The sequence below is a fragment of the Leifsonia sp. 563 genome, from assembly GCF_040545055.1.
Classification (GTDB): domain Bacteria; phylum Actinomycetota; class Actinomycetes; order Actinomycetales; family Microbacteriaceae; genus Leifsonia.
The window spans coordinates 743,523-764,083 of sequence record NZ_JBEPLE010000001.1; the positions used below are offsets into that span (position 1 = coordinate 743,523).

The 20,561-nt window shown below is 70.2% G+C and carries 15 protein-coding genes; 6 read left to right on the plus strand and 9 right to left on the minus strand.

The genetic code is table 11. The features are described from left to right. The first annotated feature begins 6 nt into the window (after positions 1 to 6). The 3 genes from hutH (at position 7) to hutI (ending at position 4,468) form a co-directional block, all read left to right on the plus strand. The gene (gene hutH, locus ABIC47_RS03620; RefSeq protein WP_354477247.1) at positions 7 to 1,539 is read left to right on the plus strand and encodes a histidine ammonia-lyase; all 1,533 of its coding nucleotides are present in this window, start codon (positions 7 to 9) and stop codon (positions 1,537 to 1,539) included. Between the two features lie 116 nt (positions 1,540 to 1,655). Further along, entirely contained in the window at positions 1,656 to 3,314 is a 1,659-nt protein-coding gene (gene hutU / locus ABIC47_RS03625; RefSeq protein ID WP_354477250.1) for a urocanate hydratase, read from the plus strand. Further along, positions 3,311 to 4,468 (plus strand): imidazolonepropionase, encoded by a 1,158-nt coding sequence (hutI, locus tag ABIC47_RS03630; RefSeq protein WP_354477253.1) that lies wholly within the window; start codon positions 3,311 to 3,313, stop codon positions 4,466 to 4,468. The genes hutU and hutI overlap by 4 nt, the downstream gene beginning before the upstream one ends. Positions 4,469 to 4,575: 107 nt before the next feature. On the opposite strand, the gene ABIC47_RS03635 is transcribed toward hutI, so the two are convergent. The 3 genes from ABIC47_RS03635 to yczR all read right to left on the minus strand — a co-directional run bounded on the left by ABIC47_RS03635 (position 4,576) and on the right by yczR (position 10,588). Further along, positions 4,576 to 5,472 (minus strand): arginase family protein, encoded by an 897-nt coding sequence (locus tag ABIC47_RS03635; RefSeq protein ID WP_354477256.1) that lies wholly within the window; start codon positions 5,470 to 5,472, stop codon positions 4,576 to 4,578. 83 nt (positions 5,473 to 5,555) lie between these two features. Beyond that, complete coding sequence (locus ABIC47_RS03640) at positions 5,556 to 8,954, minus strand: efflux RND transporter permease subunit (protein WP_354477259.1); 3,399 nt, start codon at positions 8,952 to 8,954, stop codon at positions 5,556 to 5,558. Positions 8,955 to 9,109: 155 nt separating this feature from the next. Continuing rightward, entirely contained in the window at positions 9,110 to 10,588 is a 1,479-nt protein-coding gene (gene yczR, locus ABIC47_RS03645; protein WP_354477262.1) for a MocR-like transcription factor YczR, read from the minus strand. Between the two features lie 64 nt (positions 10,589 to 10,652). Between yczR and yczE the strand changes: the two genes are divergently transcribed. Beyond that, positions 10,653 to 11,546, plus strand: coding sequence for a membrane protein YczE (gene yczE / locus ABIC47_RS03650; protein ID WP_018192323.1), 894 nt, complete (start codon positions 10,653 to 10,655; stop codon positions 11,544 to 11,546). A 100-nt stretch (positions 11,547 to 11,646) separates the two neighbouring features. Here yczE and ABIC47_RS03655 read toward each other — a convergent pair whose 3' ends face one another. After that, positions 11,647 to 12,405 (minus strand): MerR family transcriptional regulator, encoded by a 759-nt coding sequence (locus tag ABIC47_RS03655; RefSeq protein ID WP_354477265.1) that lies wholly within the window; start codon positions 12,403 to 12,405, stop codon positions 11,647 to 11,649. 83 nt (positions 12,406 to 12,488) lie between these two features. Between ABIC47_RS03655 and ABIC47_RS03660 the strand changes: the two genes are divergently transcribed. Beyond that, positions 12,489 to 13,223, plus strand: a complete 735-nt coding sequence (locus ABIC47_RS03660) for an MBL fold metallo-hydrolase (RefSeq protein WP_354477268.1) — start codon at positions 12,489 to 12,491, stop codon at positions 13,221 to 13,223. 12 nt (positions 13,224 to 13,235) lie between these two features. Here the strand turns inward: ABIC47_RS03660 and ABIC47_RS03665 are convergent, their stop codons facing one another. The 5 genes from ABIC47_RS03665 to ABIC47_RS03685 all read right to left on the minus strand — a co-directional run bounded on the left by ABIC47_RS03665 (position 13,236) and on the right by ABIC47_RS03685 (position 18,976). Further along, positions 13,236 to 15,407: an APC family permease gene (locus ABIC47_RS03665; RefSeq protein ID WP_018192326.1), complete on the minus strand. Its 2,172-nt coding sequence runs from the start codon at positions 15,405 to 15,407 to the stop codon at positions 13,236 to 13,238. Between the two features lie 233 nt (positions 15,408 to 15,640). Further along, positions 15,641 to 16,270 (minus strand): PadR family transcriptional regulator, encoded by a 630-nt coding sequence (locus ABIC47_RS03670; RefSeq protein WP_018192327.1) that lies wholly within the window; start codon positions 16,268 to 16,270, stop codon positions 15,641 to 15,643. After that, positions 16,267 to 17,100, minus strand: coding sequence for a DUF4097 family beta strand repeat-containing protein (locus ABIC47_RS03675; RefSeq protein WP_354477271.1), 834 nt, complete (start codon positions 17,098 to 17,100; stop codon positions 16,267 to 16,269). The genes ABIC47_RS03670 and ABIC47_RS03675 overlap by 4 nt, the downstream gene beginning before the upstream one ends. A gap of 190 nt (positions 17,101 to 17,290) precedes the next feature. Further along, entirely contained in the window at positions 17,291 to 17,872 is a 582-nt protein-coding gene (locus ABIC47_RS03680) for an antibiotic biosynthesis monooxygenase (RefSeq protein WP_354477274.1), read from the minus strand. A 57-nt stretch (positions 17,873 to 17,929) separates the two neighbouring features. Continuing rightward, on the minus strand, positions 17,930 to 18,976 hold the full coding sequence (locus ABIC47_RS03685; protein WP_354477277.1) for a LacI family DNA-binding transcriptional regulator: 1,047 nt from the start codon (positions 18,974 to 18,976) through the stop codon (positions 17,930 to 17,932). 327 nt (positions 18,977 to 19,303) lie between these two features. Here ABIC47_RS03685 and ABIC47_RS03690 point away from each other — a divergent pair, with 327 nt between their 5' ends. After that, positions 19,304 to 20,557, plus strand: a complete 1,254-nt coding sequence (locus tag ABIC47_RS03690) for a sugar ABC transporter substrate-binding protein (RefSeq protein WP_354477280.1) — start codon at positions 19,304 to 19,306, stop codon at positions 20,555 to 20,557. The last annotated feature ends 4 nt before the right edge of the window (positions 20,558 to 20,561 follow it).

Consider the following 20,561-nt stretch of genomic DNA (forward strand, 5'->3'; position numbering starts at 1 on the left):
CGGACCATGCTCCAGACCCAGACCGCCGTCACCGTCGGTGCCGGACCGCTCACCATCGACGACGTGGTCGCCGTCGCGCGCCACGACGCCCGCGTCGAACTCGACTCGGACGCCCTCGCCGGTGTCGCCGCCTCCCGCGCGATCGTCGACGCCCTCGCCGACGACACCGAACCGCACTACGGCATCTCGACCGGCTTCGGCGCACTCGCCACGACGTTCATCCCCGCCGATCGCCGGGCGCAGCTGCAGGCGAGCCTCGTGCGCTCGCACGCGGCCGGATCGGGTCCCGAGGTCGAGCGCGAGGTCGTCCGTGCCCTCATGCTGCTGCGCCTGTCCACGCTGATGACCGCGCGCACGGGTGCGCGGCCCCAGACCGTCGAGACCTACGCCGCCCTCCTCAATGCGGGGATCACGCCGGTCGTCCACGAGTACGGCTCGCTCGGGTGCTCCGGCGACCTCGCGCCGCTCGCACACTGCGCCCTGGCGGCGATGGGCGAGGGCCGCGTGCGGGTCGACGGCGAACCGGTCGACGCGGCCGACGCCCTCGCCGCTGCGGGAATCGAGCCCGTGGTCCTCGCCGAGAAGGAGGGCCTCGCGCTCATCAACGGCACCGACGGGATGCTCGGGATGCTGGCGCTTGCCATTCACGACCTCCACGGCCTGCTGACCGACGCCGACATCGCCGCCGCGATGAGCGTCGAGGCGCTGCTCGGCACCGACGCGGTGTTCGCCGACGACCTGCAGCGGCTGCGGCCGCAGGCCGGCCAGGCGGTCTCGGCGACGAACCTGCGCGCGCTGCTCGCCGGCTCGCCGATCGTCGCGAGTCACAAGGGACCGGAGTGCACCCGGGTGCAGGACGCCTACTCGCTCCGGTGCGCTCCGCAGGTGCACGGCGCCGCGCGCGACACCGTCGCGCACGCGGAGCTGGTGGCGGAGCGCGAGCTGGCCTCGGCCGTGGACAACCCGGTGCTCACCCTCGACGGGCGGGTGGAGTCGAACGGCAACTTCCACGGAGCGCCGGTCGCGTACGTGCTCGACTTCCTCGCGATCGCCGTCGCCGACGTCGCCAGCATGTCGGAGCGCCGCACCGACCGCTTCCTCGACCCGGCGCGCAACCAGGGGCTGCCGCCATTCCTCGCCCATGAGGTCGGCGTCGACTCCGGTCTGATGATCGCCCAGTACACGGCCGCCGGGATCGTCTCCGAGCTGAAGCGGCTGGCTGCGCCGGCGTCGGTGGACAGCATCCCCTCGTCGGCCATGCAGGAGGACCACGTGTCGATGGGATGGGCGGCCGCACGCAAACTGCGCCGCGCCATCGACGGGCTCGCCCGCGTGATCGCGATCGAGGTCATGACCGCCGCCCGGGGAGCCGACCTGCGCGCCCCGCTGCAGCCGGGCCCCGCCACGGGAGCCGTCATCGCGACACTGCGGACGGTCGTCCCGGGCCCGGGCCCCGACCGCCACCTCTCCCCCGAGATCGAGGCCGCCTACGCCCTCGTGACCTCCGGCGCCCTCCGCGCCGCCGCCCACCTCCCCTGACCCCCACCCCCGAGCCCAAGCCAACAGCTCCTGAGTTTTTCGCACGAAACAGAACGATCTGGCCGAAAAACTCAGGAGCGGATGGCTAGGGACGGGTAACGAAAGGAACGAGAACCATGGATGGAGCCCGACCGGTGCGCGCGGCGCGAGGCACCGAGCTCAGCGCCAAGAGCTGGCAGACCGAGGCCCCGCTGCGGATGCTGATGAACAACCTCGACCCGGAGGTCGCCGAGCGCCCCGACGACCTGGTCGTCTACGGCGGCACCGGTCGCGCGGCCCGGAGCTGGGAGGCGTTCGACGCGATCGTCCGCACCCTCCGCGATCTTGAGGCCGACGAGACGCTGCTTGTGCAGTCCGGCAAGCCGGTCGGCGTCTTCCGCACGCACGAGTGGGCTCCCCGGGTGCTGATCGCCAACTCCAATCTCGTCGGCGACTGGGCGACATGGCCCGAGTTCCGCCGGCTGGAGGCGCTCGGCCTCACCATGTACGGCCAGATGACCGCCGGTTCGTGGATCTACATCGGCTCGCAGGGCATCCTCCAGGGCACGTACGAGACGTTCGGCGCGGTCGCGCGGAAGAGGTTCGACGGCACCCTCGCCGGCACCCTCACGCTGACCGGTGGATGCGGCGGCATGGGCGGTGCGCAGCCGCTCGCAGTCACCATGAACGGCGGCGCGGTGCTCATCGTGGATGTTGACCGCACCCGCCTGCAGCGCCGCGTCGACCACGGCTACCTCGACGTGCTGGCGGACGACCTCGACGACGCGGTCGCGCAGGCACTGGCGGCCAAGGAGGAGCGCCGCGCCCTTTCCGTCGGCGTGGTCGGGAACGCGGCGGAGGTCTTCCCCGAACTGCTCCGCCGCGGCGTCCCGATCGACATCGTCACCGACCAGACCAGCGCGCACGACCCGCTGAGCTACCTGCCGGTCGGCGACACCGTCGAGGAGTGGCACGATCGCGCGGCCGCAGACCCCGAGCGCTTCACGGACGACGCCCGACGGTCGATGGCCGCCCAGGTGGAGGCGATGGTCGGCTTCCAGGACGCCGGCTCCGAGGTCTTCGACTACGGCAACTCGATCCGCACGGAGGCCCAGCTGGGCGGCTACGAGCGCGCGTTCGACTTCCCCGGGTTCGTGCCCGCGTACATCCGTCCGCTCTTCGCCGAGGGCAAGGGACCGTTCCGGTGGGCCGCCCTCTCGGGGGATCCGGCCGACATCGCCGCGACGGACCGCGCCGTGCTCGACCTGTTCCCCCACGACGAGCACCTGCGCCGCTGGATCACCCAGGCGGGCGAGAAGGTGCACTTCGAGGGGCTGCCCGCCCGGATCTGCTGGCTGGGATACAAGGAGCGTCACCTGGCCGGCCTCCGGTTCAACGAGATGGTCGCCTCGGGCGAGCTGTCCGCACCGGTCGTGATCGGGCGCGACCACCTCGACTCCGGCTCGGTCGCCTCGCCGTACCGGGAGACGGAGTCGATGGCGGACGGCTCCGATGCGATCGCCGACTGGCCCCTCCTCAACGCGCTGCTCAACACGGCATCCGGCGCGACCTGGGTGTCGCTCCACCACGGTGGCGGCGTCGGGATCGGCCGCAGCATCCACGCCGGACAGGTCGTCGTCGCCGACGGCACGCCCCTCGCCGCGGAAAAGATCGAGCGCGTACTGACGAACGATCCGGGCACGGGCGTGATGCGGCATGTGGATGCGGGATACGAGCGCGCGGTCGAGGTCGCGGAGGAGCGCGGGCTGCGCATCCCGATGCGCGAAGGCCGATGACCGCCACCCTCGTCACCGGCATCGGCGAGCTGACGACGTTCGACCCGGCGCATCCCGGACCCCTCGGGCTGGTTCGTGATGCGGCTGTTCTCGCCGTCGACGGCTGGGTGACCTGGACCGGACCCTCGGCCGCTGCCCCCCGATCGGATGCGGACAGCGTCGTCGACGTCGCCGGCGCGGCCGTGATCCCGGGGTTCGTGGACTCGCACACCCACCTCGTCTTCGCCGGAGATCGCGCGCAGGAGTTCGAGGCGCGCATGGCCGGGCGGCCGTATACCGCTGGCGGCATACGGTCCACGGTCGCAGCGACGCGTGCCGCGACGGACGCCGAACTGCGCGCGCGGTTGGCTCGGCTCGTGGCCGAACTGCACGCGCAGGGCACGACGACGTTCGAGATCAAGAGCGGCTACGGACTGACCGTCGTCGACGAGGAGCGGCTGCTCAGACTGGCGCGCGAGGTGACCGACGAGACCACGTTCCTGGGTGCGCACGTCGTCCCGGCCGAGTACGCCGACGACCCGGACACCTACGTGGATCTCGTCACCGGCCCGATGCTCGACTCATGCGCACCACACGCGCGCTGGATCGACGTCTTCTGCGAGACGGGTGCGTTCAGCGTCGAGCAGTCGGAGCGGATCCTGCGGGCAGGGGCCGCACGCGGGCTGGGCGTGCGCATCCACGCCGCCCAGCTCGGCCCCGGAGACGGCGTCGCCCTCGCTGTGGAACTGGATGCGGCGAGCGTCGACCATTGCACCTACCTGACCGACGACGACGTCGAACGGCTGGCCGCCTCCCGGACCGTCGCGACGCTGCTCCCCGGCGTCGAGTTCTCGACGCGGCATCCCTATCCGTCCGGGCGTCGCCTCCTCGACGCCGGCGCGACCGTGGCGCTCGCCAGCGACTGCAACCCCGGGTCGTCGTTCACGTCGTCGATGCCGTTCTGCATCGCCCTCGCCGTGCGTGAGCTCGGGCTGACGCCGGCCGAGGCCCTGCAGACGGCCACGCTGGGCGGCGCCGCGGCGCTCCGTCGCGACGACGTCGGGCATCTGCGCCCCGGAGCGCGGGCCGACCTGGCGGTCCTCCGCGCCCCGAGCCACATCCACCTCGCCTACCGGCCCGGCGTCCCCCTCATCGAGCGCACCCTCCGCCTCTAGTCCCTTCCGCCCCGCCGTCGAGTCCGCAAACTTTGCACACGAATCGCCCCGCGAGCGTGCAAAGTTTGCGGACTCGACGGTGGGCTACGGGGACGGGACGGGATGGGTCAGCGGGAGGCGAGGCCGGCGGCGGCGTCGAGGACGAGGAGCGCCGCGAGGCGGATCGTGCGCTGGTCGGGGGCATCGGCGGTCGCATCCACCTCGGCGATGTCGAGGGAACGGACCAGCGGGGATGCGCCGGCGAGCCGCGCGAAGCGGCGCAGCTCCCAGGCAGTGAGGCCGCCCGGGACCGAGGCCGGGCACCCCGGAGCCACCGAGCGATCGCAGACGTCCACGTCCAGATCGACGTGGACCGGACCGCCGCCCGCCCCGGCGATCTCCAGCGCCTCCGCCATGACGTCGTCCAGCGGACGCGTGTGCAGCTCGTCGCGGAGGATCACCGTGATGCCATAGTCCGCCGCGCGGCGGGCGTAGGCGGCCGAGTTCGCGAAGTCGGCGATGCCGATCTGCACGATCCGCCGGCCGTCGAGCCCGGCCTCGATGAGCTCGCGCACCGGAGAGCCGTTGGACGATCCGTCGCGAAGATCGTGGTGAGCGTCGAGCGTGATCAGCCCCGCCGCGCCGAGGTCCCCGCCGAACGACCCGAGCGCCGCAGGGACCGTGAGCGAGTTGTCGCCGCCGACCGCAACCGTCAGTCGCGACCGGGATGACGCCTCAGCCATCGCCGAACGCGCACGCTCCCGCCCTTCCGGGCCGTCGGGTGACGGCACGTCCCCGGCGTCCGCGAAGCGCAGCGCCTCGACGTCCTCTCCCGGTGCGAACGCCGAGTAGCGACGCAGCGCATCCCGTACGGCCGCAGGGGTGGCACCCGCACCGGTCGGCGAGACCGAGGTCTCCTGCGTCGGGATGCCGATCAGCGTCAGGCCCGCGCCATCCGGTCCGAGTGATGGCCAGTCGCCTGCGCGCGGCCACAGCGGGTCGACCGAGAGTCCGTGTGCGCTCATACCCGCGACCCTAGCGATGGGCGGCGCAAACGCAGCGGCCGCGTCCGGCATGCCCGTCTGGGATACCGGACGCGGCCGTCGGATCAGACCTGCGTCCCTCCGGCCGGCCGGGTGAAGACGGGCGGCTGAGGAGCGGTCGGTGTACGCGTACCGTCCGAACCCTCTGGCCCGGTCGGTCCACCGGTCACCGGAGTCCCGCCATTGCCGGCGCCGCCATCCCCGGTCCCGTCGTCGCCCGAGCCACCTCCGGCCGCGGCCTTCGCCGCCTTCCGCGCCTCTTTCCGCTCCCGTCGCCCCTCGACCAGGTTGTACAGGGTCGGCAGCACGACGAGCGTCAGCACGGTCGAGGAGATGAGTCCGCCGATGACGACGATCGCGAGCGGCTGGGAGATGAAGCCGCCGTGCCCCGTCAGGCCGATCGCCATCGGGGTCAGCGCCGCGATCGTGGCCAGCGCCGTCATCAGGATCGGGCGGAGTCGTCGGGACGCACCGTGCGCAACGGCGTCCGCCACCGCGAGGCCGCGCCGTCGGTACTGGTTCACCAGGTCGATGAGCACGATCGCGTTGGTCACCACGATGCCGATGAGCATCAGCAGACCGATCAGCGACGCGACGCCGAGCGGGATGCCCGAGGCGAGCTGGAGCAGGATGGCGCCTGTCGCCGCGAACGGCACCGACACGAGCAGCAGCAGCGGCTGCCGCAGCGAGCGGAACGTGGCCACCATGACGATGTACACGATGAGGATGGCCGCGAGGAGCGCGAGGCCCAGCTGCTGGAACGCATCCGACTGGCTCGAGGAGACACCACCGATCTTGGCCGTCGCACCCGAGGGCAGGTCCGCCGCCTTGAGGGCCGCGTTGACGTCGGCGTTCGCGGTCGTGAGGTTGTCCGTCGCCGGGGTGGCGGTCACGGACGCGGTCCGGAGCCCGCGCTGGGTGGTCACCGTCGCCGGGCCCTTGACCTCCTTCACGCTGGCGAGCGTGTCGAGCGGCACGATCCCCGTCGCCGTCGGGATGGACAGCTGCGCGAGCCCCGCGACGGTCGTCGGCGGGTTGTCGCTCTGCAGGTAGATCTTCAGCGTGGTGTCGTCGATGGCGACGGAACCCGCCTGCGTGGGCTGGACCGCCTGAGAGACGATCGTGCCGACGGCCACCTCGCTGAGTCCGGCCGCTGCGGCCTTGGATCTATCGACGTCCACCGAGACGTAGGGCAGCGACGCGCTCAGGTTGTCGGTCACCTGCTTCAGCGACGACTTCTTTCGCAGCTCGGCGACCACCGAGTCCGTCGCCTTCTGCAGGTCGGCGTTGCTGCTGGCGGAGATGTCGACCTGGATGTCGGTCGAGCCGCCGAAGCCACTGGACGCTGAGAGGGTGATCTCTCCCTGGTCCTTGATGTCGGCCAGTTCGTCCTCGATGGTGTTCTGCAGCTTCTCCTGGTCGGCGTTCGGGTCGGTCGTGATGGAGAAGGTCGTCCCACCGCCGCCCCCGCCGGTGAACGCGTCCCGCAGCGACGAGCCGCTGGAGCCGATGGAGACCTGGACGGTCTTGACGCCGTCAGTGTCGAGCAGCTTCTTCTCGACCACCTTCGCCGCGTCGTCCTTGGACTGGAGGCTCGCGCCGGGATCGAGGGTCTGCGTGACGGTGAGGGAGTTCTGCCCGCTCGACCCGAGGAAGTTCGTCTTCAGGAACGGCACCGTGAGGAGCGTGAGGACGAGCACCAGGACGGCCGCGGTGATGGTCAGCCCCGAGCGCTTGAGCGTCCAGCGGATGATCGGCAGGTAGCCGGCCTGGAGCCGCGAGGGATGCTCGAGCTCGTCGATGCCGGATGCCGCAGCCTCCTCCACCGACAGAGCAGCGGCCTCGACCTCGGGGCCGCCCTCGTGCTTGTGCGCCTTCGGCGCCCGGAGGAACCAGTAGGCGAGCACCGGCACGATCGTCAGGGCGACGAGCAGCGACGACAGCAGGGCGATCGTGACGGTCAGGGCGAAGGGCCGGAACAGCTCGCCGGTCACATCCCCCACGAATGCGAGCGGGAGGAACACCGCAACGGTCGTGATCGTGGATGCGGTGATCGCGCCCGCGACCTCACGGACCGCCCGCACGATGGTCACCGCTCGGTCTGCGCCGGGCACCAGCTGCCGTTTGATGTTCTCGATCACGACGATGGAGTCGTCCACCACACGCCCGATCGCGATCGTCAGAGCGCCCAGCGTGATGATGTTGAGCGTGTAGCCGGTCGCCCACATGACGATGAACGTGATCAGCACGCTGGTCGGGATGGAGATGGCCGTCACGAGCGTCGACCGCACCGACAGCAGGAACACCAGGATGACGATGACCGCCATGGCAAGACCGAGCAGCCCCTCCTCGGTGAGCGAGTTGATCGACTGCGTGATGAACGGCGCCTGGTCGAAGACGACGGTGATCTTCGTGCCGGAGCCGAGCTTCTTCTCCAGGCTCGGGATGAGGTCGTTGACCGCGTGCGAGACCTCGACGGTGTTGGCGGAGGGCAGCTTGGTGACCGCGATCGTCAGGGCGGGCTTGCCGTCGACGCGCGAGAGCGACGTGGTCGGGTCGTCCGTCTCGGCGACGGTCGCGACGTCGCCGATCGTGGGCGGGGTGCTCGGAGCGACAGCTGCGCCGGCCGCAGCCCCGCCGGCCGCTCCCGCCGCGCCTGCGGCACCTGCCCCGGCCGCTCCTCCGCTCGAGCCCCCGGCACCACCCGCGCCCGTGCTGCCCGCCGAACGGATCAGCGGCAGTCCGGCGATGTCCTCGACCGACGACAACTGCGTCCCCGACTGCACGGACAGCGTCTGCCCGTTCTCGGCGATGTCGCCGCCCGGGATGAGCACGCCGTTCTGCTGCAGCGCATCCTTGATCGCCGATGACGAGACGCCGGCGGCGGCGAGCTTCACCGGGTCCGGTGTGATCGCGATGCGGCGGCCGATCTCGCCGACGAGCTGCGCGTCGTTGACGCCCTTCACATCCTTGACGTCCGGGAGCACGAGCTTCGTGATGTCGTCGCCGAGAGCGCGCTGATCGTCGCCGCCGGTGACCGCGAGCTGGATGACAGGCAGGTCGTCGATGCTGCCCGAGAGCACCTGCGGCTCGACGCCCGACGGCAGGGTCGACTTGATGCGGTTGACCGCCTGGTCGATCTTCTGCTCGGCGGTGGCGAGGTCGGTCCCGTAGGTGAACTTCGCCGTGATGATGGACTGGTTGGTGCTGCTGACCGCGCTGGTGCTGTCGAGGTCGGGAACGCCCTGGATGGCGGCCTCGACCGGCGTGCTGACGTCGTTGTTCACGACCTCCGGCGATGCGCCCGGGTAGCTGGAGAGCACCACCAGCTGGGGGAACGAGATCGACGGCGCGAGCTCCTGCTTGAGGTTGGTCAGGGCGAGTCCGCCGAAGACCGCGGCGACGATCGTGACAAGCGCGATCAGGGCACGGTTCTTCATGCTCAGGACGGCGAGGAAGTGCACAGGTTTCCCCTCGGGGACGACGGTTTCAGGACCGCGCCGACACTGGCGCAGGGGAAGTATGACATCGCAGGGTGGGCGGTATCTTCATGCCTGGGTACGACATCCCGCTACTCCGCCGGGAGTCCCCGTCGGCCCGGCCCGCCGGGCCGCGCGGGTCAGACCACGCTGGGCAGAGCGCCGGAGTCGAAGTACGGCACCGGCTCGTTCGCGGCGACGGCCCACGCCCGGGTGAGGGCGGCGAACGCGCGGTCGTACTCGTCCGGGGTGTAGGTGATCGGGATGCGCAGGAAGCGCTCGAAGGCGCCGTCGATGCCGAACCGCGGTCCAGCGGCGATCAGCAGGCCGTGGCTGCGCGCGGCCAGTGCGAGTGCCGAACTGACCGGGGCGCCGATCCCCACCCAGGCCGTCAGCCCGCCGTGCTGAACCGGCATCGTCCAGTCGGAGAACGTCTCGGCGACCAGGCGCCGGACGTTATCGCGCCCCAGACGGAGCTGCTCGCGCCGCTCCTCCATGATCTCGGGAAGCTGCGGGATCATCCGCGCGACGACGAGCTGCTCGATCATCGGCGTGCCGAGGTCGGTGGCCGGCTTCGCGGCGATCAGGCGCTGGATGTGCGAGCGCTCGGCGCGGATCCAGCCGATGCGGAGGCCGCCCCAGAGCGTCTTGCTGGCCGAGCCGATCATGATCACCGGGGCGCCGGCGGACGCGGAGTCCGCGTAGGCCGGCAGGGGCAGGAACTCGCCGACCCGGTCGATGTCGAGTTCCGCCGTCGTCTCGTCGGCGACCACGATCGCGCCGTGACCGGCGGCGGCCGCGAGCACCCGCTCCCGCGTCTCAGGCGACATGGTGGCCCCGGTCGGATTGTGGAAGTCGGGGATGAGGTACGCGAGCGCGGGATTGGCGCGGCGGAACGTCTGCTCGATCGCCTCCACATCCCAGCCGTCGGACTCGTCGCCGATGCGGTGCGGCCCGGATTCCGGCGCGGTGACCGTGATGGGCACCAACCGTGCGCCGGCCAAGCGGATCGCCTCGATGGCGTGCGGGTAGGTCGGCACCTCGATGACGACGCGGTCGCCCCGGCCGAGGAACGTGCGGGCGATCAACGCGATCGCCTGCTGCGCGCCGACGGTCACCAGGATCTGGTCCGGTGTCGTCGGCAGGCCGCGGCTGGCGTAGCGGGCGGCGATCTCGGCGCGCAGGTGCGGCAGTCCGACGGGGTCGTAGCCCGGGTCGGGGAGGAAGCGCGGCAGCTCCTCCGCGGCGGCACGCGCGGCTGCGGGAAGGGACGACGCGGCGGGGAGCGACGCCTTGGTGAAGTCGAGCATCCCCTCGCCGGCCACTGCGGGCAGGGAGAGGGCCGGGCCGGGGAGACGCGCGACGCTGCCGGAGCCTCTGACGCTGTCGATGAAGCCGGCCTCGCGGAGCTGGCGGTAGGCGGCGGCGACCGTGGTCCGGCTCAGCTCCAGCTTGGCCGCCAGATCGCGCTCGGCGGGCAGGCGTGTGTCGATCGGGATGCGGCCGTCGAGCACGAGAAGCCGGATGCGGTCGGCGAGCGCCTGGTAGCTGGCGCCGGCGGTCCGCCAGGCTCCGAGCAGGTGCTCCAGCGAGCGGGCGGTGAGTTGCGCATCCGACATGCAGGCCACTTTAGTTGAATTGGCATCTTGTTGCGAGTCCAATCGTTGCGATTGGATTGTGCCCATGGCCGCCCGACTTCTTCTCACCCGCCGCCTCGTGCAGCTGCTGATCGGACTCTTCCTCTACGGGATCGCGATCGCGCTCATGGTGCGCGCCGGGATCGGCCTGTCGCCGTGGGATGTTCTGGCACAGGGTCTGTCGCTCAAGACCGGCATCCCCTTCGGGTTCGTCACCAACCTGGTCGGACTCGTCGTGCTGGCGTTCTGGATCCCGCTGCGGCAGCGTCCGGGCCTCGGAACCGTGCTCAACGTGCTGCTGGTCGGCCCGAGCGCGCAACTCGGCCTCGACCTGCTGCCGCAGCAGACGGAGCTGTGGGCGCAGGTGCTGTTCTTCGTGGCCGGCCTCGCGCTGCTCGCCGTCGCGACCGGCCTGTACATCGGTCCGCGCCTCGGCCCTGGCCCGCGCGACGGGCTGATGACCGGCCTGCACGCCCGCACCGGCCGGCCGATCTGGATGGTGCGGACCGCCATCGAGGTGACCGTACTCATCATCGGGTGGGTGCTCGGCGGGAACGTCGGGGTGGGGACGCTCGCGTTCGCGCTCCTGGTCGGCCCGCTGTGCAGCATCACCCTCCCCTTCTTCGCGATCCGCCTGCCGCAGGACGCTGCAACGACTGCGGCACGGCTGGAGAGCGAGCTCGAGGGAACAGCCGAGCAGTCGGCCGGCCTCGAGGAGGAGCAGGGTGCCGTCCGTTTCGACGTGCGCGACGGCATCCTGCTCGAATCCGACCGGGCGGCGCACGAACGCGCATCCCGGGCCGACTCCCCCTTCGTCCGGGGTCCGCAGCCCGACCGCGCCCCGCGCGCTCCACGCTCTGAGCGCGCAGACCGCCCGTCGCGCGTGATCGCCGCGCACTGGCTGGACGACCGCATCACGCGTCGCCCGCGCCACCCCTGACCCCTGATCCCGCACTCTCAAGCCAACAGCTCCTGAGTTTTTCGCCCGATTCGACAGGAATCGTGCGAAAAACTCAGGAGCTGTTTGTTTGGGGGCGGGGTTAGGCGAGGTGGGCGGCGTAGACGCGGAGGGCGTCGCGCACGAAGGAGGCGCCCTCGGCACCGCCGTAGTTCGCGGCGAACCGCTCGTCGGCGACGTACATCTCGCCGAGACCGGTCAGGTACGCGGCCGTCGGCGCGCCGGTGCCGTACCCCGGCGTTCCCGGGATGCCGGCCAGCCACTCGGCGTGACGCTTCGCGAGCGCCTGCGCCTCGTCCGACTCCGGTGCGACACCGGCGGCCGCCGCGGACTTCCAGTCGGCCGCGAGCCGCTCCTGCCGGGCCTGCCAGTCGGCACGCTCCTCCGCGGTCTTGCTGCGCCACCAGCGGTCCGACGCCGCGTAGGCGTCCTTCCCCCAGCGCTGCTCGACCTCGTCCTTGTACTGGGTGTGATCGAATCCGTCGAACATCTGCTCGGCCACGATCTCCTCTCCTTCCTCCACTGCGTGGATCGTCGACTCGACCGACGCGATCTGCCGCGCCAGCCGTTCCCGCTCCGCCTGCAACCACGCAAGGTGGTCACGCAGGGCGGGCACCGCATCCGTGCGGTCGTCGAGCACCCGGCCGACGGCGTCGAGGCCGAGACCGAGCTCCCGGAGAAGCAGGATGCGCTGCAGCCGCACGAGGGAATCGCGGTCGTAGTACCGGTAGCCGTTGCCGCCGACGCGGCTCGGCTTCAGCAGCCCGATGGCGTCGTAGTGGCGCAGCGTCCGGCTGGTGGTGCCGGCGATCCGCGCGATGTCCTGGATGGACCAGTCCATGTCTTCCTCCTTCCATGCGGTGCGTCATCCACGCTAGGAGTTGACGTTACGTCAAGGTCAAGCGGCCGGGCTACAGTGTTCGCGTGCGCAGCATCCGTTCGACCACCCGCGTCGCCCCCGGCATCCTGTTCGTCGAGGGTCCGCTCTCGAATTGGACCGTGTTCCACGGCGATGGAGCGGTCGAGCTCGTCGACTGCGGCTACCCGGCCGATCGCCCGCTGGTCGAGGAGTCGATCCGTCTCGCGGGTGCCGACCCGGCCGACCTGAAGCGCATCCTGATCACGCACGGCCACTCGGATCACCTCGGCGCGAGCGCGCAGTTCGCCGCCGAGCTCGGCGTGGTCGTCGCGGCGGCACCGGCCGAGCTCCCGAACGTCCGGCGCGACATCACCGAGCAGGTTTCGGTCGCCGACCTGCTGCCGTCCGCGCTGAAGCGCGGCACCGTCCGCTGGGCGATCGCCGCCGTGCGGGCGGGAGGTCTGGGCGATGTCGGGGTCCGGGATGCGGTCGCGCTGGAGGGGGACGAGGTCACCCTGAGCACGGGGCACACCCTCCAGCTCGTCCCCGCCCCCGGCCACACGACCGGCAGCGTCTGCTTCTTCGAGCCGACGTCGCGCGCGCTACTGACCGGCGACGCCATCGTGACGGGTCATCCGCTGCTGCGCGAGAGCGGTGAGCTGCAGCAGCTGCCCGCGTTCTTCCAGCACGACCCCGATGAGGCCGCGCTCAGCGCGCGCAGGCTGGTGCTCTGCGACGCCGAGGTGGTGCTGCCGGGGCACGGACCGCTGGTCGCGTTCCCGGCGAGCGCGCGCCCCTGAGGCGCGGCCGGATCAGCGCTTCGCGCGCGCCGGCACCTTCTTCTGAGGCGTGCCGGTCCCCGCAGCTCCGGCAGCCGCCGAAGCCGGCTGCCCACCTTCGGGCTGCGGCTCCGGAATCGTCCCGGCGACCGCCTCCGCACTGTCCTGCGGTTCCCCGATCGTGATCGGCACCGGGTGGATGTGGATGCGCGTGTGCGCCTTCGACGCCGGCACGAGCGGTCGGCGTGCGACCGGGCGCACGGGCTCGCCGCGACGGTCCTGGCCGGGGAGCGGGCGCGAGCGCCGGCCGTAGATGAGCGACGAGGAGTCGAGCAGCCACGGGACGAGCGCGACGGTGACGCCGTGGCAGAGCATGAGCTGCTTGCTGATGCGGCGTGCGCGGTGGTTGTGCAACAGCGCCTCCCACCAGTGGCCGACGATGTACTGCGGCAGGTAGACCGTCACGACCTCGGAGCCGTGCTCCTCGCGCCGGTGCTTCATGTACTTGATGAGCGGAACGCCGAACTCGCGATACGGAGACTCGATGATCGTGAGCGGAACGTGGATGTTCTGCTCGACCCACTGCCGCTGCAGCTTCTGCGTCGACTCCTCATCGATCGAGACGTGCACGGCCTCGATCGAGTCGTGCCGCGCGGCGATCGCGTAGTCGAGCGCCTTCAGCGCCGGCTTCTGCATCTTGCCGATGAGGACGATGGCATGGTCGCCGACGCTGCCGAACGTCGTCACCGGGTCGACTTCGACCTCTTTCTCGACGTCGCGGTAGTAGCGGTTCACGCCGAGCATGAGGAACCAGAGGATCGGCATGAAGATGAAGACGAGGTACGCGCCGTGTGTGAACTTCGTGATCGTGACGACGATGAGCACGATCGCGGTCAGGCAGGCGCCGAACGCGTTGATGCAGAGCGAGCGGATGATGCCCGTGCGTTCTCGGCCGGTCTGGCCTCCCGAGCGCAGCAGCGTGATCCAGTGCTTCACCATCCCGGACTGGCCGAGGGTGAACGAGACGAAGACGCCGATGATGTACAGCTGGATGAGCTGGGTCAGGTTCGCCTGATAGACGACCAGCAGGACCGTGGCGGCAAGCGCCAGGATGATCATGCCGTTCGAGTAGACGAGGCGGTCGCCGCGCGTGTTGAGTGCTTTCGGAGCGTACGAGTCGCGGGCGAGCACGGAGCCGAGCAGCGGGAATCCGTTGAAGGCGGTGTTGGCCGCGAGCAGCAGCACCACCGCCGTCGCGGCCTGCACCAGGAAGAAGAAGAACGTGTTGTTGCCGAAGGTCGCCGCGGCGATCTGGGCGATGAGGCTGCGCTGCGGCTGGGTGGCGCACTGCGCCCATCCCTGCAGGTCGCACGGGTTCTCGGCGTAGTGGACGCCGCTGATCAGCGCGGTGGCGGTCAGGCCGGCGAACAGGGTGATCGCGATGCCGCCCATGAGGCCGAGGGTGATGCGGGCGTTGCGGATCTTCGGAGTGCGGAACGCGGGGACGCCGTTGGCGACGGCCTCCACACCGGTCAGAGCCGAACATCCACTCGAGAAGGCGCGCAGCAGGAGCAGGACGACGGCCGCTTGCGTGAGCGAGTCGGCGTGCACCTGGTAGCCGGCGGACTCAGCGACCGGTGCGTCTCCGAACACCGTGCGGACGAGGGCCGTCACGATCATCAGGGCGATGCTGCCGATGAAGATGTAGGTCGGCAGCGCGAACGCCTTCGACGACTCCCGCACGCCGCGCAGGTTGATGGCGGCGATGATGATGACGCAGAGGATGGCCAGTTCGACGCGCCACGGGGCCAGGAACGGCAACGCCGAGATGACGTTGTCGACGCCGGATGCGACGGACACGGCGACGGTGAGGACGTAGTCCACGAGCAGCGCCGAGGCGACGATCAGGCCGGCCTTCTCGCCGAGGTTCTTGTGAGCGACCTCGTAGTCGCCACCGCCCGAGGGGTAGGCCTTCACCAGCTGGCGGTAGCTGAGCACGACGGTGATGAGCAGCACGACGACGGCCGCGGCGACCCACGGCGCGAACGTCAGGAAGGCGAGACCGCCGAGCAGCAGGATCATCAGGAGTTCCTGCGGAGCGTACGCGACACTCGACAGCGCGTCGGAGGCGAAGATGGGTAGCGCGAGGTGCTTCGGGAGCAGCTGCCCTTCGAGCTTTTCGCTCGGAAGCGGGTCGCCGATCAACCAGCGCTTCGGGGATCTCCCCTCATTTGTCACGAGTGGCGAGCATACTCGCTGGCAATCCACTGTCAAGTCGGCGCGTCGGGGCTTCCGAACCCTGTCGTTCTGCAAAGACTGGGGCCTGCTCCTCCACGGGGCGTTCCCCCGCGGATTGCCGCGGCGGAACGACCCGAAGAGGTCTCACTGGGAGCCGGATGAGCATTTCCTGACTCTTTCCCAAAGCCGATGACCGGCGCTCAGCGGCGGCCGATCGCCTCGACGAGCACACGCCGGACGCGGTCCAGCTCGTCCTTGAGAAGCGGGACGATGTCTGCTGGGAGCGCGCCGCGAGCGGCCTGGTAGCGGAGGTCCGTGCGGAGCTGCTGACGGAAGTCGTTCAGAGCCGCCTCGGCCTCGCGCGCGGCCGCGTTGCCCGCCGCGCGCGCATCCCGCCCGGCGTCGCGCGCCTCCTGACGCGGATCCACCCGCGAGCCGTTCCGCTTGGCCTCGCGAGCCGCGGAGGCGAGCTCTGCGCGCAGTGTGCGCATTGCGTCGTTCACCCCGGCGCGCACCTCGTCCGCCAGGCGGCGCACGGAGTCGGTGACCTCCTCCTCGATCGCGTCGAGCTCCGGTCGGCGAGCCTCGAGCTCGGCCCGGCCGGCGTCGGTGATCTGGTACACCGTCTTCCGTCCCTCGGTCGCCTTGGTGACCAGGCCCTCCTCCTCCAGCTTCGCCAGCCGCGGGTAGATGGTGCCGGCGCTCGGACTGTAGGTGCCGCCGAAGCGCTCGGTCAGCGCCTGGATGAGCTCGTAACCGTGTCGCGGCGCCTCATCCAGCAGGCTCAGCAGGTACAGCCGGAGGCTCCCGTGCGAGAAGACGGGAGTCACGCCGACGCCTCCGCGCCCTGCTCGGCGGCAGCGCTGCGAAGCACCGCGGCGTCGCCGGAGACCGAATTGATGCTGATCTCGACCCACGTGCCGTCGAGCGTGCCGGCCGTGCCGGTGTAGCCCTTGCCCATCCCGCCGACCACGGTCATGTTGTCGAGCTGCACCTTTCCGGACACCGTGTTGACGCGGTAGCGCGCGCCGACGGCCTCCGGGATGCGGATGGTCGTGTCGCCGGACACCGTGTTGACGGCGATGTCGTCCGGAGTGCCGGTGACGTCGATCATCACGTCGCCCGAGACGCCGTCGGACGAGAAGCGCCGGATGGCACCGGTCGCCGTGACGTCGCCGGAGACGGTGTGAGCGCTGATGCGGCCGGTGTGGTCGCGGACGGACAGCTCGCCGCTGACGGAGTTGAGCTCGACGTCGCCGGTGAGGCCATCGGCGACGACATCGCCCGAGACAGTGCTCAGGCGGGCGTCAGTGTTGAGGCCCGAGACCAGCGCAGCTGCCGAGACGACGCCGAACTTGAGCTCGACATCGCGCGGCACGAGCACGCTGACATCGGCGCGGGCGCTGGAGCGCATCGACTTGAAGACCTCGATGAAGTTGTCCCACCGCAGCTGCGGGTGATCGATCTCGAGACGGTCGCCGTCGACCACGATCTTCAGGTCGCGGCGCGTGACCGAGTGCACCTCGATGCGCGCTCCGGGCTCATCGTGTCCGACGATGTCGATCTGACCGCCGATGAACCCGACCTTGAGCGTGCGGACGACCTCGATGTCGATCGTGCGGCTCTCGCCCGGCTGGATCAGCCACTTCTCCTGTGCCATGCTTCCTGCTCCTTCTTTCCGGCCCGTGCCGGGGCCGTCGGTGACTCGCGTTATATCGCGACTGTTGACGGATTCACGATATATCGCGAGTGGGGTGGATGCAAGCCCTCGACGGTCCGAATCCCCTGGATTCAGGGTGCGGTCAGGGAGAACCCTGAGCGGGCGCGAACTGACGTGGCGCGGCGGGCCGCTAGCGCCGCAGCCAGGGCTGGAGCAGCCGGGTGACGAACGGCAGGAGGAGATACGTCATCGTCGGCGTCAAGCACAGCGTGGTAATGAGCACGGTCGCGATCGGCCACAGCTCGTGCCAGCCCGGGACGAAGGAGGTGACGAGAGTCGTGAACAGGAGCGACAACGGGAAGAAGCCCAGCCAGATCGTCACGGCCTGCTTCCAGCGCGGAGGAGCGGCGGGGACGCCCGGCTGCGGCGCGTCGAACCAGCCCTCGATGCCCGTGCGGCGCTCCACCCGAGCCACTTCCACCAGTTCGCGTCCCTCATAGAGCCACTCCGCGCGGTCGTCGGACGCCTCCCACGCCTCCAGCGTGTCGGCGTCCGCGAAGCGGTACAGCATGTGCCATTCGTCCGAGTCGGCGTGCGCGCGCACCCAGCCGGAGCCGAGGAACCCGTCGTACGTGTTCGCGAGGTTGACACCGGACTGGACCCAGTGGGTCACCTCGGCGAGACGGTTGCCGTCGACGCGGCGGGTGATGGAGACGGTGACGGGAAGGCGGCGCGCTCGTGACGCATCCAGAAGCGGCTCTTGTGGAGACATGCCTCCATTGTCTCCGCGGCGCGTTACACGCGGATTTCGGGCGGCGTCAGCGCGGCGTCAGCGCGGGCCGATGAGGGGCGGGCCGTCGCGGACGACGAGGCGAGGTGCGACGAGCCGGTGCCGCGGATCGGCGACCTCCTCGCCGGGGCGGACCCGGCCACCGTGCGCGCCCGTCAGGAGTTCCAGCACCCCCGCGGCGACCTCGTCGAGCGGCTGGGCCACGCTGGAGAAGCCGAGCGACGCAGCAACCGGGGTGTCGTCGTACCCAACGACCGGGATGCGGCCGCCCGCGGCGGTGAGGACTCCGAGCGCGAGGGAGTCGGACGTGCACACCACGCCGTCGACCGCACCGGCCTGGGCCTCGAGCCGCCGGATCGCCTCGGCGCCGAACGGCACGCGGTCCTCGGCCGACACCTCCAGCAGCCGCAGCTCGTCGTCCGTCAAGCCGCTGCCCTCGCGCATCGCCTCGAGCCAGCCTTCGCGGCGGTCGTCGCCGGTGCCGGATCCCGCGGGCCAGCCGATGAACCCGATGCGCCTGCGGCCCTGGGAGAGCAGGTGCGCTGTGGCGTCGCGGAGGCCCGAGCGCCCATCCACGTCGACCCAGAGGTGCTCGGGATCGGTCATGTCGTCGATCCCCCACGGCCGGCCGAATGTCACGAACGACTGACCGTGCTCGATCAGCCACTCCGTCCGCGGATCACCGTGGAAGGTGGAGGTGAGGACGAACGCGTCCACGTCCGCGGCATCCGAGAGACGGCGGAACTGCTCGATCTCGTCGTCCGGGCCGACGGCGGTGAACAACAGCATCCGCAGGCCCTGCCGGTCGGCGCGCTCGGTGAGCGCGTGCAGGAAGCGGTCGAGGATGCTCCCGGAGATGCCGTCCTGCGTGATCGGATCGAGCCGGATGCCGATGGTCGAGCTCTTCTGGGTGCGGAGGCGACGGGCGGAGGCGTGCGGCCGGTAACCGAGCGAATGGATCGCGGCCTGAACCCGTTCCCGCGTCTCCGGACGGACGAGTTCGGGGGCGTTCAGGACGTTCGACACCGTCTGGCGGGACACCCCGGCGACCCCGGCGACGTCGCTGACGGTCGGCTGCGCACCCATCGCGACTCCCTCCTCCGGCGGCTGGATATGACCCTACTGGTCTGCTTGACACCCCGTGAACCTCGTGATTAGTGTGACAAGCATCCCGCTTTGATCGTTCAAAGTCACCGTAGCAGGTGAAAATTTGATCGATCAAACGCCGGGAGTGACGGACAGGCTGTGACGAGGAGGTCGAAAATGCACGCATTGCTGCGTCGCATCAGCGCCTCCACGCCGCACGCCGAGTTGTTCACAACCAGCACCATCCACCGGGTTGTCCACGACCTCCCCCACCCTGCACGCGTGCGCCCCCTCCACCGGGCACACTCACATCAAGGAGAGACACGAATGCGCAAGATCACCCATCGCTGGCTCGCGGGCGGCGCCGTCGCCGCCGCGGCAGCGCTCACGCTCACGGCCTGCGGGTCCGGCTTCAGCGGCGGCAGCAGCGGCGACGACACCGGAAAGCTGACGTCGTCCGACAAGGCCCTCACGGTCATGATCGGATCGTCCGGCGACGCCGAGACCGCAGCGGTCAAGTCGGCGGTCTCGGACTGGTCGAAGAGCTCCGGCACCAAGGCGTCCGTCGTCGCCGCAAGCGACCTCAACCAGCAGCTCTCGCAGGGCTTCGCCGCGAAGAAGCCGGCCGACGTCTTCTACCTCTCCACCGACGCGCTGGCGGGCTACGCCTCCAACGGCTCGCTCCTCGCCTACGGCGACCAGCTCAGCAACAAGAGCGACTTCTACCCGAGCCTCGTGAAGTCGTTCACGTACGACGGCAAGTTCTACTGCGCCCCGAAGGACTTCTCGACGCTGCAGCTCATCATCAACACCGACGCGTGGAGCGCCGCGGGCCTCACCGACGCCGACATCCCGAAGACGTGGGACCAGCTGGAGTCGGTGGCGAAGAAGCTCACCACCGGCAGCCAGGTCGGCCTCGGCATCTCCGGTGAGTACGCCCGGGTCGGGTCGTTCATGGTCCAGGCCGGCGGCAACTTGATGAACGACGACAGCACCAAGGCCACCGCCAACAGCGACGCCAACGTCCAGGCGCTCGACTTCGTGAAGAAGATGCTCAACGGCGGTGAGCTGAAGTACGCGAAGGACCTCGGCGCCGGCTGGGGCGGCGAAGCCTTCGGCAAGGGTCTCGCGGCGATGACGATCGAGGGCAACTGGATCACGGGCGCCCTGAAGTCCGACTTCCCGAACATCAAGTACAAGGTCGCGGAGCTGCCCGAGGGCCCGGCCGGACAGGGCACCCTGCAGTTCACGAACTGCTGGGGGATCGCCGCCGACAGCCCCAACCAGGCCGCCGCGCTGAAGCTCGTCGAGAAGCTCACCAGCAAGGACGACCAGCTCGCCTTCTCGAAGGCCTTCGGCCCGATGCCGTCGATCAAGTCGGCCGCAGACGAGTGGAAGTCCGCCAACCCCGACCTCGTGCCCTTCCTGAACGCCGCCGACTACGCCAAGGGCGTTCCGACCGCGAAGGGATCGGCCGATGTCGTCACCGACCTGAACAGCAAGCTCGAGTCGCTGGCCACCGGTGACCCGAAGGCGATCCTCGACGCCACGCAGAAGAACCTCGAAGCTCTGCTGAAGTAAGGAA

Bases quoted from the DNA above. Each gene is read 5' to 3' on its own strand.
- hutH (WP_354477247.1), top strand. From the start codon at position 7: ATGCTCCAGACCCAGACCGCCGTCACCGTCGGTGCCGGACCGCTCACC.
- hutU (WP_354477250.1), top strand. From the start codon at position 1,656: ATGGATGGAGCCCGACCGGTGCGCGCGGCGCGAGGCACCGAGCTCAGC.
- hutI (WP_354477253.1), top strand. From the start codon at position 3,311: ATGACCGCCACCCTCGTCACCGGCATCGGCGAGCTGACGACGTTCGAC.
- ABIC47_RS03635 (WP_354477256.1), bottom strand. From the start codon at position 5,472: ATGAGCGCACACGGACTCTCGGTCGACCCGCTGTGGCCGCGCGCAGGC.
- yczR (WP_354477262.1), bottom strand. From the start codon at position 10,588: ATGTCGGATGCGCAACTCACCGCCCGCTCGCTGGAGCACCTGCTCGGA.
- yczE (WP_018192323.1), top strand. From the start codon at position 10,653: ATGGCCGCCCGACTTCTTCTCACCCGCCGCCTCGTGCAGCTGCTGATC.
- ABIC47_RS03655 (WP_354477265.1), bottom strand. From the start codon at position 12,405: ATGGACTGGTCCATCCAGGACATCGCGCGGATCGCCGGCACCACCAGC.
- ABIC47_RS03675 (WP_354477271.1), bottom strand. From the start codon at position 17,100: ATGGCACAGGAGAAGTGGCTGATCCAGCCGGGCGAGAGCCGCACGATC.
- ABIC47_RS03680 (WP_354477274.1), bottom strand. From the start codon at position 17,872: ATGTCTCCACAAGAGCCGCTTCTGGATGCGTCACGAGCGCGCCGCCTT.
- ABIC47_RS03685 (WP_354477277.1), bottom strand. From the start codon at position 18,976: ATGGGTGCGCAGCCGACCGTCAGCGACGTCGCCGGGGTCGCCGGGGTG.
- ABIC47_RS03690 (WP_354477280.1), top strand. From the start codon at position 19,304: ATGCGCAAGATCACCCATCGCTGGCTCGCGGGCGGCGCCGTCGCCGCC.